General features: G+C 71.3%; 4 protein-coding genes. 2 read left to right on the plus strand and 2 right to left on the minus strand.

Features of this window, described 5'->3' with window-relative positions; translation table 11 throughout:
• Positions 1-49: 49 nt before the first annotated feature.
• Entirely contained in the window at positions 50-379 is a 330-nt protein-coding gene (locus O1G21_RS01165) for a hypothetical protein (protein ID WP_270139936.1), read from the plus strand.
• Positions 380-412: 33 nt separating this feature from the next.
• Here O1G21_RS01165 and O1G21_RS01170 read toward each other — a convergent pair whose 3' ends face one another.
• Positions 413-3,379 carry an AfsR/SARP family transcriptional regulator gene (locus O1G21_RS01170; protein WP_270139938.1) on the minus strand — a complete coding sequence of 989 codons (2,967 nt, stop codon included), beginning with the start codon at positions 3,377-3,379 and terminating at the stop codon, positions 413-415.
• Between the two features lie 309 nt (positions 3,380-3,688).
• Positions 3,689-7,687, minus strand: coding sequence for a LamG domain-containing protein (locus O1G21_RS01175; protein ID WP_270139940.1), 3,999 nt, complete (start codon positions 7,685-7,687; stop codon positions 3,689-3,691).
• 213 nt (positions 7,688-7,900) lie between these two features.
• Between O1G21_RS01175 and O1G21_RS01180 the strand changes: the two genes are divergently transcribed.
• The gene (locus O1G21_RS01180) at positions 7,901-14,878 is read left to right on the plus strand and encodes a ricin-type beta-trefoil lectin domain protein (protein WP_270139942.1); all 6,978 of its coding nucleotides are present in this window, start codon (positions 7,901-7,903) and stop codon (positions 14,876-14,878) included.
• Positions 14,879-14,974: the final 96 nt, after the last annotated feature.

Raw genomic sequence — 14,974 nt, forward strand, 5'->3', positions numbered from 1 at the left:
AGCCCGTGTCGCTGCCCCTACTGCGGCGCCTCAGCTCGACCGGAAGCAGGTGCTCAGCGAGCTGGACGGGCTGGTCAAAGCCCTCGATCGCCTCTGGGGGCGGGTCCGGGGCGAGGCGACGTTGTACGTCCCCTACCGTCTCGAGCGGAACCCGCACGCGTTCGGGCTCCTCGAAGCTTCCACAGAATTCGGGACTTTGTCCGCCGGTCCGTACACCTGCTCCGGGAACTCATTCGCCGGCTCGCCGGAGGAGGCGGCGCGTCACCTACGGGACCTCCTGCTCAAGGAGGTCGGCAAGCACGGGGTGCCGTTCAACGCGCAACCGTTTCCGCCCGGGAACGGACTCGCGATCACGCTGACCGTGACATCCCCGCGATGACATCCGGCCGAACCGGGCGAAGACCTGACCGGGTCACCGCGTGGCAGGAGCCGGGCCGGGGCCCGGGCCGAAGCACAGGGCCGGGTAGGCGCTGCTCGGTGCCCCGGCCAGGCCGCGCGCGCCGAGACGGACCTGCTCGACGTCGTCGAGGATGCCGCGGGCTTCGCTGAGCCAGGAGTCCAGGCCGTGGCGGTCCGCGAGCACGGCGGCCTGGAGGGCGCGGATGCGGGTCTGCGGCCACTCGGCGAAGCGGGCGTGGGTGCGGGCCATCGTGATCAGCGTGTCGGCGGCCAGGGCGGCGTTGCCGAGCCCCTGGAAGATGTCGACGGCCTCCTGGAGTCTGGCGAAGGCCTCGTCGGCGCGGCCGAGACGGCTCAGCACGTCGCCGAGGTGGGCCAGGGTGACGGCGGAGCTGTTGGCGTTGCCGTACTGGCGCCAGAGCACCAGCGCCTCGCGGTACTGGGCCTCGGCCTCCTCCATGCGGCCGGCCACGCGCAGCGCGTGCGCCAGGGAGTTGAGCAGGATCGCGGTGTGCCGCTCGCTTCCGCCGGTCCGCCGGTGCAGTTCGAGGGCGGCCCGCGCGTGGGCGAGCGCCTGGTCGATCCGGCAGGCGGCACCGTACGCGATCGACAGGTTCGCCTGGGTGGCGGCCTTGCTCGCGGGGTCGTCGAAGAGGGCGAGTGCTTCCTCCAGTTCCTCGATGGCGAGGTCGTAGCGCCGGGCCATCCGGTGGCAGGCGCCGAGCGTCCGCAGCAGCCACGCGCGGCCGATCCGGTCGCGCCCTCGCTCGGCGACGCGGAGCCCCTGGTGGAGGTAGTCCTCCCACTGACCGGTCCACCAGCAGGTGCGCATGTAGCCGAGCAGCCACACGGGCAGTCGCCACGCCAGGTCGGGACGGGTGCCCTGGCCGGCCTGCCGGATGGCTTCGCCGATGTTCCGCAGCTCCTGGCGGCACCAGGCCATCGCCTGCGCCTGGTCGGTGAAGACGGGCAGCGGGGCGGGCGGCGTCTCGTCGAGGCGGGGTGGCAGCTGGTAGCCCTCGCCGAGGGCGAGCCGGGCGTTCTCCAGCGCGAGGGCGTACCACAGGCACAGCCGCTCCCGGGCGGACTCGCGCACGGTGGCCGGCTCGTCCTGATCGGCCCGTTCGGCGGCGTACTCGGCGAGCAGGTCGTGGAGGCGGTAGCGCAGCGGGGCGGGACTCTCCAACAGGTGCGCGTCGACCAGCCGTTCCAGCAGGTCCTCGGACTGTCCCGGGGTGCGGTCCAGCAGGGCCGCGGCGCCGGCGGGCGAGAGCACCTGTCCGGGCCACAGGCCGAGCAGGCGGAAGGCGCGAGCCGCTTCCCGATCGCCGTGCCGGTCGCTGTCGCGCAGCGTCAGGTAGCTGGAGCCGAACGTGGCCCGCAGGTCCAACAGGCCGGCGGTCAGCGCGGAGAGGCGTCCGCGTTCCTGGTCGCCGACGCGGTCGGCGAGGGTGGCCAGCGGCCAGGCGGGACGGGCGGCCAGCTGGGCACCCGCGATCCGCAGGGCCAGCGGCAGGCCCGCGCAGGCCGCGAGGACGCGCAGTGCGGCGTCGAGGTCCTGTTCGACGCGGTCGTGGCCGCACAGGGCCGAGAGCAGCGCGCGCTGCTCCTCGGCGTCCATGGGCGCGAGCGGCAGGTGGTGGGCCGCGGGCAGGTCGGTGAGCGTGTTCCGGCTGGTGACGATCATGGCGCTGGAACCGGTGCCCGGCAGCAGCGGGAGGATCTGGGCGCTGTCGCGGGCGTTGTCGAGGACGATCAGCACGCGCCGGTCGGCCAGCACGCTGCGCAGCAGGGCGGAACGGTCGTCCGTGCCGCTGGGCAACGGCTGTCTGCCGGTTGCGGGCGCGGCCGGGGACAGGTCGTCCAGGAGGGTGGCCAGCACCTCGTGCGTCTCGCGGGGGATGCCGGTGCCGAAACCGCGCAGGTCGAGGTGGAGCTGGCCGTCGGGGAACCGGCCGCGCAGCAGGTGCGCGGCATGGACGGCGAGCGCGCTCTTGCCCACCCCGCCCATGCCCGTGATGGTGACCACCGACGGGCCGTTCCCGTCGGCCGCCTGCTCCAGGAGGCGGAGCAGCCGGTCCAGCTCCGCCTGGCGGCCGGTGAAGAACGCGGCGTCCGCGGGCAGTTGGGCGGGTGCGGGGGCACGGGGCACGACGAGGACCGGGACGGTCGGAATGGCTGCGGCCGCGGTGTCGGCCGCGGTGTCGGCCGGGGTGTCAGCCGCGGCGCGGGGCAGCGGGTCGGGATCCGAGGTGAGGATCTGCTGGTGGAGGGCCCGTAGGGCCGGTCCCGGGTCCACGCCCAGCTCCTCGGCCAGGGCCGCCCGGACCGTCTCGTACGCGGCCAGCGCCTCGGCCCGGCGCCCGCTGCGGTACAGCGAGGTGACGAGCAGCAGCTGCAGCCCCTCGTGGAGCGGGTGGTGCGCCGCCCAGCGTCCCAGCTCCGGAGCGATCTCGGTGTGTCGCCCCAACTGCAGCTCGGCCTCGAAGCGGCATTCCAGGGCCTGGAGGTGGGACTGGCTCAGCTGTTCGACCTCGGCGGACAGCGTGTGCAGCTCCGGCAGGTCCGACAACGGCCGTCCGCGCCACAGCGCCAGTGCGGCGCCGGCGTGCCCGGCGGCGGCCGGCCAGTCCTTCCGCGCACGGGCCTCCCGTGCGGCCGCGAGCAGGTCCGTGAAGTCCCGGACGTCCAGTTCGCCCTCGTCCACCCGCAGGAGCAGGCCGTTGCGCGCGGACTGCAGCCGCGGGACACCGTCCGTGTGGAGGGCACGTCGCAGCCGCAGCGCCTGATTGTGCAGTGCCGAGACCGCGGTCGCCGGCGGCTGCTCACCCCACAGGGCGCGTTGGAGCGCGTCGAAGGACACCGCGCGGTTGGCCTCGAACAACAGCGCGGCCAACAGTGCGCGGCCCTTGGGACCGCCCATCGGCAGCACTCGGCCGTCCTGACGGACCACGATGGGCCCGAGCAGGCTGAAGCGCATGAATCCCCCGATTCGGAACCAGCGCCACACGTAGCGCCTTGCACGGATCAACAGCTGGACGGACGGATGGTATCCGCTGATTGACCGGTAGGCATCCAGCTGTCGACGGCAAGTTAGCAGGTCAGGCCCTCTTTGCGGAGTGGGCGGGGCATGCGGGCGGGTGGGCCGCATGCGGACGAAGCGGGCGGCTGCTCGCCGCGGGCGCGGCACTCCGTACCCCCACCACCGGGCAAGGCGAAGGGACACGGCGAAGGGACACGGCGAAGGGGCCCGCGGATTCCGCGGGCCCCTTCGGAGTGTGCTGGACGGTCAGGTGGTGGTGTAGAGCTTGTTCACCTCGTCAGCGGTCAGGGCGTACGGATAGGTCCGGACGTCGGTGATGGCTCCGCTGGTGAAGTTGTTGTACCCGGTCGTGTCCAGGCCGTTGCCGGCGGAGGCGCCGATGGAGAGGCCGTTGGGGGCGTGCCAGGGGCTGGTGTGGGACACCGAGCCGGCGTACTGCCCGTTGACGTACAGCGTCAGGACGTGGGTGTCGACACTGTAGGTCGCGGTGACCAGGCTCCAGCCGAGGGTCGCGTTGCCCTTGGCGACGGTCCCGACCCAGGAGGTGCTGGGGTTGTCGCTGGTGGTGGCGCTGACTCCCCAGTTGCTGTTGTTCGCCCCGCCCTCCGCGTTGAACCACAGGTAGAACGCCTGGTGGTTGGTGCCGCCCTCGGCCAGGATCGTCTGGTCGGCCGTGGGGGTGGAGGTGAGGTTGACCCAGGCGGACACCGTGTAGCTCTGCGCGGTGTCCACCACCGGGGCGGAGGTGCGCAGGTACCCGCTGCCGCTCGTGAATTTGGCCGCGCCGTTGGCGGTGTTGTTGCGGCCGGTGGTCCAGCCGACGTTGCCGTAGATGGTCGCGGGGCTCAGGCCGCTGGTGTCGGTGGCGACGCCGTTGTTGGTGCTGGCCGCGGTGAGCTGCCAGCGGTCGGCGCCGAAGCCGGTGTTCAGGACGACGTTGGTGGCGGTCCAGGTGTAGCCGGGGTTGCAGGTGGAGCCGGTGACCGGGGAGTTGGGGTAGCCGGTCCAGATCCGGACGTCGTGGGAGGGCGTGATGGCCCACAGGGTGGGGTGACCGCTGCCGGTCAGGTCGCCGTCCGAACCGACGAGCGGGTAGCTGGCGCCGGTGACGCCGCACCCGATCAGGGTGTTGCTGACGAGGCCGGTGAACGTCGGGAAGGTGGCGGTGGCGCCGGACTTGCCGGTGACGGTGATGTTTCCGGTGTTGAAGTTGTAACCGCGGACGTCACCGGACCAGTTGTTGCGCGCCCACAGGCCGGGGTGGCCCTGGCCGGACCAGTCGCCGGGCGAGATCAGGTTCCAACCCTTCCAGCCGGTGTAACCGAGGTTGGTCGGCGAGCCGAGGACCCCGTCGCCGACCGCCGGGTAGAACCACAGCGCGCCGTCGCCGTCCGGGCCGGTCTCGATGGTGAACAGGCCGGTGCGGTCGTAGAAGGTACCGGCGTTGAGGTCGGTGTGCAGGGGGTCGCCGCTGGCGGCGATCTCCAGGACGCTCGACCAGTCGGACGCGTAGCCGGTGCACGGGGCCGCGGTGCCGCCGCCGCTCGTGGCCACGGTGGGGTCGCAGGCCGGCTTCGTCAGGGCGGTGTGGTTGTCGAGGACGCCGGGCACGCCGGTGTTGTTGGCCGGGGCGTTCGGGTACCAGTAGAGGTTCTTGTCGCCCGGCTTGTGGACGATCAGGTCGTCCACGTTCTTGCCGCCGGTCAGGCTGCCGCGGTGGGTGGTCTGGTAGCCGGACCACGGGTCGGCGCCGGGGTTGGCGGCGTTGTAGTTGGGCGTGTTGGCCGGCTTGGCGGACAGGACGGCCGGTGGCGCGGTGGTCTCCGTCTGGTTGCCCGGGACGGTGTAGGCACGGAGGTTGCCGGCGGTGTCCGGGGTGACGATCTTCGGGACGCCGTCGCCGGTGACGTCACCGAAGACCGGGGGCTTCCCGTTCGGGTTCCACGGCACGTAGAACGAGTAGGCGGCGATCGGCGAGAGGTTGCCCGCGTTGTCCTCGGCCTGGGCGTAGACGATGTTGGTGCCCCAGTGCGACGGCGTCACCGGGAGCTGGCCGCCGGGCATGGACGAGCCGCACTGCCAGGGGCCGTCGGCGATCTGCGGGTCCCAGCCGTAGCGGACGCAGGCCACGCCGGAGGAGTCGAAGCCGCTCGGGGCCGGGTCGGTCGCGGTGAAGGGGATGTACCCCTGCTGGCCGACGTAGATCTGCTGGGCCTGACCGCTGCCGGAGGGCACGAACTGCTTGGTCGGGTCGGTCACCGCGGTGTAGGCCAGCTGCGGAGGGGTCAGGTCGACCCGGAAGTGGCAGACCGCCCCCGGGCCGGACCACGGCACGCCCGACACGCCGTCGAAGGCGTACATGTACCAGCCGTAGGCGTGGCCGTCCTTGAGGGTGCCCGCCGGGAGGGTGGCCACGGCCGTGCCGTTGTTGGCGGTCAGGCCGGTCTGGCCCCAGAAGACGTTCGGGGAGCCGCTGACGCTGTCGTCCCAGACGCTGCCCTGCCCCCACAGCTGCTGCTGGACGGAGCTGGACACCGTGGCGGTGAGGCTGACGGCGTTCGCCTGGTCGCTGCCCGCGCCGAGCCAGCCCCAGCTGCTCATCGGGCTGCTGTCACAGGCCTGGTTGGTCGCGGACGGGCTGACCGTCCGCGGGCTCGGCGAGATCGCCTCGTTGGTCGGGACGTTGGGCGTGCGGTCGTAGGTGACCGCCAGCGACGGCTGGTAGGCCAGCCGCTTCAGACCGTTGGCGTCGCTCTCGTTGCCGTAGACGCCGAAGGTGATGGTGCCGTTGTTGGCGTTGGCGTTCGACTGCACCGCGCTGGTGGCGGTGTAGCTGAACGGGACGTTGGGGTAGCAGCCGGTGTGGCCGGAGCCGGGGACCTGGTCCGTCCCGAGCGAACCGCTGATCTGCGACGGCTGGTTGCTCCAGACGGTGTTGCCGTCGATCGGGCCGGTCTGGTACAGGCTCAGCGGGTAGGTCGTGCCGCAGCTCCAGCTGGCGGAGCTGTACTCCTGGAGGTTCACCGTGGCCGAGCCGATGACCGCGCCGGTGAGGCCGCTGACGTTGAACTGGTAGAAGGACCGCTCGATGTCGGTCGGCGAGCAGCTGCCACCGGCGGCGTAGTAGCCGCAGAGGCCCACACCGGGGTAGTCGGAGTCGTTGGGGCCGGTGTGCATCCAGTTGGGCGTGCTGTGCGAGGACTGCACCCAGGTGTACGCGTACGAGTTGGCGGTGACCGGCTGGAAGTCCGGGTCGATGTAGTACGGCGCCGTGCCGTGCGTCAGCAGGTCCCGGTCGGGCGCCAGGTCGATGCCCTTGGCGCTCGCGGTGGCCGGCATCTGGGCGACCTTGGCGCTGCGGCCGGGCGCGGCCGGGTCACTGACCTCGTGCGCCGCGGTGCCGGCCGCCGGGGCGCTGTCCGCCGGGGACGCGTCCGTCGTCCGCGGGCGGGCGCCGCCCGCAGTGGTCGAGCTGTCCCACATCGACGGCGCGGCGGATGCCCAACGCGCCTTGCCGTCCGCCGACTTGGCGACCAGGTTGCCGTCCTTGTCGCCGCTGACCGAGATGCCGTCACCCGCGACGTCGAAGTGCAGCTTCGCCAACTGCGGGCTGGCCGCGGCCGCCTGGGTCTTCACGATCAGGACGGTGCGCAGGCCGCCGGCCCGGGTGGCGGTGACCTTGAGGTCGGTGTCGGGCGCGACGGAGGGGTAGAGCAGACTGTCGCCGCTGACGGTCGGGGCCGGCAGCCGGAACGGCGCGGTGACCGACAGCTTCTTGCCGTCCGCGTCGGTGAGCGTGGCGAGCGGGCCGTCACCGCCCTTGGACAGGACGAGGGGCGCGACCGAGGCCTTGGGCGAGAAGGTGCCGTCCGGGTTGGCGGCCAGGCCCGCGTCCAGGGTCGTCCAGGTGCCGCTCCGCTTGACCCGCTGCTGCTCGGGGTGCGAGGTCAGCCGCAGGTGGCCCTCCGGCGTCGCCACGGTCTCGCTGGACTCGGTGGTCAGCGAGTCGATCGGGACGTCCTGGTGGGTGGCCTTCGCCTTGGCGATCGCCCGGCCCGCCTCGTCGGCCTCCGGGATGTCCTTGCGGTGCTGTGCGTCGGCCGCCGCGACGGCGCTGGGGGACGGCCGGGTCGCCGGCGCGTCGGCGACTGCCGAGGGTAGCGGGACGGCGGAGGCGACCAACAGGGCCGCCGCGGCGGCCAGTGGCCGCGAGAGCGCGTGCCCGGGTCTGCGTTGTCTGTTCACGCGACCGATGGTGACGCGCCGCTCTAACGATCCGATCACCGCGGCGGTGATCGGATCGTGAACGCGGCGCGCGACGATGACGGGCCGCGCGCAACCGCCCGGGAAGCGGGCACGCGTGACGATCCGTCCGTCAAATCATGGGGAGGAACTGTGCCACTGTCGCACGTTCCTGAGCTACGCTCACGAACGATTCGTGGTGTCAGAAACAGGGTCGTGGCGGTCACCGCCGCGGCCCTGCTCGGTTCGATGCTCGCGCCGGTGCCGTTCGCCGCGGCCTCCGGCCCGGACTACTCGCGGACCTGGCAGCCGCCGAACACGCCGCTGCCGAAGACGGCGTCGGTGAAGGGCAAGGACGTCACCCCGGTTCCGGTGACCAAGCCGGCGCACCCGGTGCCGCCGACCTGGCAGCCGCCGTCCGCGAAGCACCCGTACCCGCAGGGGCACGCCGGCGTCCGGCTGGGCAGCGCGCCCTCGGCGAACGCGGGCTCCGCTGCCGGGTCCGCGGCCGGTGACGAGAGCGCGGCGACCGGGCTCCCGGTCGCGCTCGCCCCGCTCGCCGGGTCACCGGTGGCCGGACAGAGCGTCGACGTCGACGTCGCGGACAGCCGGAGCACGTCGGCCGCGGGCATCGCCGGAATGGTGGTGAAGCTGTCGCAGCCGGGCAAGGCCGAGGCCGGCAAGGTCCGCCTGTCGATCGACGCGGCCGGGGTCGACGGGCTCTTCGGCGCGAACTGGGCCTCGCGCGCGCACCTGGTCCTGCTGCCCGACTGTGCGGTGGTCGCTCCCAAGATCGCGGGCTGCCTGAAGCAGACCCCGCTGGAGTCGCACTTCGACCCGGCGACGAAGAAGATCGTCGCCGATGTCGCGCTGCCCGGCAACGACGGCGAACCGCACACCAGCATCCAGTCGCTGAGCGCCACGACCGCCGCCACCTCGACCACCGTGGGCGTGGTCTCCGGCACCTCCAGCGGCGCCGGCACGTACTCCGCGACCTCGCTCAACCCGTCGCAGGCGTGGACGGCCGGCGGCTCGTCGGGGGCGTTCACCTACGGCTACCCGGTGCAGACCCCGCCGGCGCTGGGCGGGTCGGCGCCGGTGGTCTCGCTCGGCTACGACTCGTCGTCGGTGGACGGCAAGACCTCCTCGACGAACTCCCAGGCCTCCTGGATCGGCGACGGCTGGGACTACCAGCCCGGCTTCGTCGAGCGCTCCTACCAGTCGTGCTCGAACGACGGGATCACGGGCTCCTCGGACGAGTGCTGGGCGGGTGCGAACCTCACCCTCTCGATGGCCGGCCACTCCGGCCAGCTCGTCCCGGACGACGCCTCCTGCACCTCCGGTGCGCCGGCCGCGATGGAGCAGTCGGCCTGCACCTGGCGGCTGAAGGGCGATGACGGCACGAAGGTGCAGTTCCTGACCGGCGCCACCAACGGCACCTGGAACGGCTCCTACGTCAAGCTCACCGACACCGGCGGCACGGCGTTCTACTTCGGTCTCGCCCACCTGCCGGACGCGAACGGCAACCCGACCACGCTCGGTGCCGACAGCGGCTCGGCGTGGACCGTCCCGGTGTTCTCCCCGAACTCCGGCGACCCGTGCTACGACAGCACCAAGGGCAAGGCGTCCTGGTGCCAGACGGCCTGGCGGTGGAACCTCGACTTCGTCGTCGACCCGCACGGCAACCTGACCACCTACACCTACACCCCCGAGACGAACGACTACGCCCTGGGCGGCGGCCAGAACAACGGCACCGGGACCAACCGCGGCTACACCCGCGCGGGCGTGCCGGCCACGATCGGCTACGGCCAGCTGCTCTCCGACCAGTTGGGCGCGAACGGCTCGTACAACCCGGCCGCGAAGATCCTCTTCACGGTGGGCGAGCGCTGCGTCACCTCGACGACGGCCTGCGACCCCTCGCAACGGACCCTCGCGAACGCCGCCAACTGGCCCGACGTCCCGCTGGACCAGCAGTGCGACGGGACCAGCACCTGCACCAACTACGGGCCGTCGTTCTGGACCACCAAGTGGCTGACCGGCGTCAGCACCCAGGTCCGGGTCAAGGGCGCCTACCAGACGGTGGACTCGTACGCACTGAACCACCAGTTCGTCAACGTCCAGAACGCCACCGAGAACACCCAGGTCCCGTGGCTCGCCTCGGTCCAGCGGACCGGCCAGGACGGCCAGGCCTCCGGTGGTGCGGTCACCCTGCCGCCGGTGTCGTTCACCGCGCAGCTCCTGGCCAACCGCGTCGACGGCTCCAACCTGGTCCCGGCCCCGCCGGCGTACAACCGGCCGCGCATCCAGCTGATCACCACCGAGACCGGCTCGACCATCGGCGTCAACTACGCCTCCGCCGCGTGCTCGCGCACCAGCAACGTGATGCCGTCCAGCGCGGACAGCGACACGCTGTCCTGCTACAACGTGAAGTGGTACCCGCCGGGTTCGGCCGTCGGCGCCGCGCCGGTCGACGACTGGTTCCTGCGCTACCCGGTCACCAGCGTCACGGTGAACCCGGGCACCCCGGGCTCGGTCCCGCAGACCACCGCCTACACCTACGGCAAGGCGGCCTGGCACCGCAACGACTCCCCGCTCACCCGGGACGTCACCCGCACCTGGGACCAGTTCCGCGGCTACGCCAGCGTCACCACCGTCGCCGGCAGCGGCACCGACGGGCCCAAGTCGCAGAAGTCCACGACCTTCTACCAGGGCATGGACGGCGACCTGCTCGCCAACGGCAGCACCCGCAGCGTCACCGTCGCGGGGCCGATGAGCGCGGCGGTGACGGACTCCGACTGGCTCTCGGGCGCGACCCTGGAATCGGACACCTACAACCAGGCCGGCGGGACTGTCGTCGGCTACGCGGTGCACACCTCCAGCGGCCCGGTCACCACCGCCACCCACGCCCAGGGCAGCCTGCCCGCGCTCACCGCCCGCTACTCGGCCACCACGGCGGTCAGGACCTCGAAGGCGCTGAAGGCCGACAACACCTGGCAGACCACCAGCACGACCACCGGCACCGACTCGGCGCACGGCAACCGCGTCGTCACCTCGCTGGCCAGCGCGGACGGCCTGCCGGACGTGTGCACCCGCACCAACTACGCCGCGGGATCCGACCCGCAGGTCCTGGCCCTGCCGTCCGAGGAGATCACGGTCAACGGCGCGAGTGCGTGCACCGCCACGCCGACCGCCGCCAACACGACCTCCTGGACCCGCACCGCCTATGACGGCCTCGGGTTCGGACAGCTCGGCACCGCCCACAACCCCACCTCCGGCGTGGTGCTCGACCACTTCGACGCCAGCGGCAACCCCCAGTTCACCACCACGGTGAACACCGGGTTCGACGGATACGGACGCACCACCAGCACCACCGACCCCAACGCGACGGACAGCGCCCACACCAACGGCGCCACCATCACGACCGCCTTCACCGCGGGCCAGGCGGGTGAGCTGCCGACCAGCACGACCGTCACCACCCCGGCCCCGGCCGGCGCCAGCGACGCGAGCACGGGCCGGACCACGACCACGACCCTGGACAGCGCCCGCGCGCTGCCGACCGCGGTCACCGACCCCAACAGCCGCACGGTGCACGAGGCCTACGACCAGCTCGGCCGGGTCACGAGCGTCTGGCTGCCGGGCCAGCCCACCACGTCCAACGCGAACAAGACCTTCGCCTACTCGCTTCCGGGCGTCGTCAACGGCAACGCGGTGCCTCCGACGGTCACCACGTCCACGCTCAAGCAGAACGGGACCAGCTACCTCGTCAGCGTCCAGATCATGGACGGCCTGGGCCGACCGGTCCAAACGCAGTCCACACCGGCGATCTCGGCCTACAGCGGCCGGGTGATCACCGACACGGTGTACGACTCGCAGGGCCGGGTGACCCGCGCGAACGCCGGCTGGTACAACAACGACACCGCGCCGAACACGACGCCGTACCAGACGACCACGAACCAGGTCCCGAACCAGACCTACAACGTCTACGACGGCCTCGGCCGCCCGGTGACCAGCCAGTTCATCGCCTTCGGCGTGGTGCAGAGCACGACCAGCACCGCGTACCCGGGTGCGGACCGCATCGACGTGACGCCGCCCGCCGGCGCCACGCCGACGTCCACCGTCACCGACGCCCGCGGCCAGAAGGCTCAGCTGTGGCAGTACCGGACGGCCACCGCCACCGGTGTCCAGACGGACGCGGACGTGACCTCCTACACCTACACGGCGGACGGCCACCCGGCCACGCAGAAGGACGCCGCCGGGAACACCTGGAACCGCAGCTACGACCTGCGCGGCCGCGAGGTCTCCGCGACCGGCCCGGACACCGGCACCACCGGCAAGGCGTACGACACGGCAGGCCGCCTGGCCTCCGTCACCGACGCCCGCAACCAGACCATCACCTACACCTACGACCTGCTCGGGCGAAAGACCGGCTCCTACGCGGGGTCGGTGAGCCCGGCCAACCAGCTGACCGGCTTCACCTACGACACCGTCCTGCCCGGCCAGCCGGCCACCTCCACCCGGTACACGGGCGGAGCCTCCGGCAACGCCTACACCACCTCCATCGACGCCTACGACACCACCTACCACCCCACCCAGACCACCACCACGATCCCCGGGTCCGAGGTCGGCTCCGCCACCGCGTTCAAGTACGTCTACAACGCCACCTACGACCCCATCACCGGCGCGCTCACCTCCGACAACCGCGCGGCGGTCGGGGACATCGCCGCCGAGGAGGTCGACTACACGTACGACGTCAACGGCCCGCTGCTCACCTTCGGCGCCTTCGGCGGTGCCTCGTACGACGTCGGCTCGGCCTGGGACGCCTACGGGCGCAACACCCGGTCCACGGTGAACCCGTGGGGCACCCAGATCGTCGTCACCAACACCTACGACGAATCCACCGGCCGCCCGCTCTCGCAGTTCGTGGACAAGCAGACCGCCAGCACCGGCGCCGTCCAGCAGGTCACCTACGCGTACAACACGGCGGGGCAGCTGACGGCCGTCCGCAACATCCCGGACAACACCCCGTCGTCCACCGATCTGCAGTGCTTCGGCTACGACTACCTCAACCGGCTGAACACGGCCTGGTCGGACACCGGCACGCTCACCCAGGCCGCCCAGCCCACGGTCGGCGGCATCGGCTCCTGCACCAACAGCACACCCACCAGCGGCGCCCAGTCGCCCGCCAAGACGACCGTCGGAGGACCGGCCGCCTACTGGCAGAGCTACGGCTACGATCTGACCGGCAACCGGACCCAGCTCGTCCAGCACGACCCGTCCGGCGACACCACCAAGGACGCGACCACGACCCAGACCTTCCCGGCCGCGGGCACCACCAACACCGGCAGCGGCGGACCCCACTCCCTGACCACCAGCACCACCGTGGTCAACGGCAACACCACCGTGTACGCCCACGACACCTACGACGCCGCGGGCAACACCGCGGGCCTCTACACCTATGCGAACGGCTCGACCACCCTCGGCTGGACGGCCGAGGACAGGCTCGACACCCTCAACCCGGCCGTCCAGATCACCGGCGTCGGCGGCAAGTGCCTCTACCTGCAGAACAGCAGCAGCGCCTCCGGCACCCCGGCGGCGATCGCCGGCTGCACCAGCACGCCCGCCGAGAAGTTCAACACCACGGGCAACGTCCTCAAGGTCTACGGCAAGTGCCTGACCGCCATGGGCACCACGGCGGGATCCGCGATCCAGCTCCAGTCCTGTGACGGGACCGCTTCGCAGACCTGGACGAGCCGTTCCGACGGCACCCTGCTCAACGCCGCCGCGAGCCGCTGCCTCGCCGTCCCCGGTGACGTCACGGCCGACGGCACCCTGCTGGCCCTCGCCGACTGCGGCACCACCGTCCCGGCCGGCCAGCACTGGAACGTCGGCGACCAGCACACCGGTTACGTCTACGACGCGGACGGCAACCAGCTCGTCCGCCACGACCCCGGCAAGACCACCATCACCCTCGGTGGCGACGAACTGGTCTACAACACCACGACCAAGTCCACCACCGGCGTCCGCTACTACCAGATCCCCGGCGGCATCACCCTGGTCCGCCAGGGCGGCATCGCCACCTACCAGATCAACGACCCGCACGGCACCGGCGCACTCGCCCTCGACGGCACCACGCTGAACGAGAGCCGCCGCCCGACCGACCCGTTCGGCAACCCCCGCGGCACCCAGCCCACCACCTGGGCCGGCGACCACGGTTTCGTCGGCGGCACCAAGGACGACGCCACCGGCCTCACCAACCTCGGCGCCCGCGAGTACCAGCCCAGCACCGGCCGGTTCCTCAACCCGGACCCCCTGATGAACACCGCTGATCCCCAGCAGTGGAACGGGTACGCCTACAGCGACAACGACCCATTGAACCTCAGTGACCCGAGCGGCCTTATGGTCAACGACCCCGTCACGGGCCTCGGCTTCGGCACGGTCGGCCAGCTGGACGACTGGCACTCGAAGCACCCGACGGAGCTGCAGGAGAAGATCGACGACGAAGCCGCGTCGCTCGCTCCCAAGCCGTCAGGCAACGGGATAACCAAGGCGATGAACAAGTGGCTCGGCAGCCAGCAGCAATGCCCGCATTACGACCCGCTGGCCGCATGGGCGCAGAAGCAGCAGGCGTTCCAGGACCGGTACAAGAACGCCACCTTCGGCATAGTTCCCGAGCCGGACAAGACCGACAACGGGTTGGACGCCCAGACCTTGATCAATATCTGGATCCACAACGGGTTCGGCTACCACAGAACGGTGGCGTTCCGAGGTGTCGACCAGATGACGAAACACCTCGCCGCCGATGACTACATCGCCGGCATACGCGACCAGTTGGCAGGGAGCACCGAAGTCGGCAAGAAGGCTCCGATCAATCACAAGGACGAGGCTCCCCTCGGGATTCCCCCGCTGGGGGCACTCATGGATGCCAGCGGAACACTGACCAACGGCGCCCTCGGAACGAGTAACTACGCCGACGCATTCATCGGTTCGTACTGGGGCGAGGCCACCGTCTCAAGCGTGGACCGGAAAACCGGGCTGATGCAGATCAAGTTCCACGTGGTCAACATCTCGGATTGGCGTTCCGCAACACACCTCATCGGTCGGCGCCCCCTGGAATCCGACTGGGGGCACGGCTGGCCCGGCACCAGGTTCGACCAGACCTACGACTGGACCGAGCAGTGGCCCATTTCGCAGTGATCCTGCAGCTGTGTTGTTGAGGTACCCCGTCTGAGCCACCGTCCGGGCAGACCGATCACCATCGGTCTGCCCGGTCCCCCTCTATTCCTTTTCGAG

The organism is Kitasatospora cathayae, assembly GCF_027627435.1.
In the GTDB taxonomy this organism is placed as follows: domain Bacteria; phylum Actinomycetota; class Actinomycetes; order Streptomycetales; family Streptomycetaceae; genus Kitasatospora; species Kitasatospora cathayae.

Excerpts from the sequence above, each read along its gene's own strand:
- O1G21_RS01170 (WP_270139938.1), bottom strand. The coding sequence starts at position 3,379 with ATGCGCTTCAGCCTGCTCGGGCCCATCGTGGTCCGTCAGGACGGCCGA.